Here is a 360-nt window from a genome sequence, read left to right as displayed (position 1 = left end):
TCCTTCCGGGGCTCCTCCCGAACTTGCTTGTCAATGGCACGACAGGTATCGGTGTTGGTTACCTCACCCGTATACCACCACATAATCTAAGTGAAGTCATTGATGCACTGCTCTGCAAACTCTCTGATCCCGATGCTACTTCAGAAGTGCTTATGGAACACATCCTCGGTCCCGATTTCCCAACTGCGGGAATGATCGTAGGGACGCAGGGCATCAAGGATATGTACGCCACTGGGCGGGGAAGTATGACTGTCCGTGCCAAAGCCGTCATAGAGAGAATTGCTACAGCGGGTAAATCGGAAACTGAGCAGGAACAGATCATCATCACTGAAATTCCTTATCAGGTAAAGAAAAATCAGT

At 49.4% G+C, this 360-nt stretch carries 1 protein-coding gene; it reads left to right on the top strand.

The window, feature by feature from the left end; translation table 11 throughout:
* On the top strand, nt 1-360 hold a 360-nt coding region (locus J4G02_23040), incomplete at both ends, for a DNA gyrase subunit A (protein MCE2397384.1).

Source organism: Candidatus Poribacteria bacterium, assembly GCA_021295755.1.
GTDB lineage: Bacteria > Poribacteria > WGA-4E > WGA-4E > PCPOR2b > PCPOR2b.
Note: the sequence above shows the minus strand (reverse complement) of the source record. Positions and strands in the feature narration are given on the sequence as shown.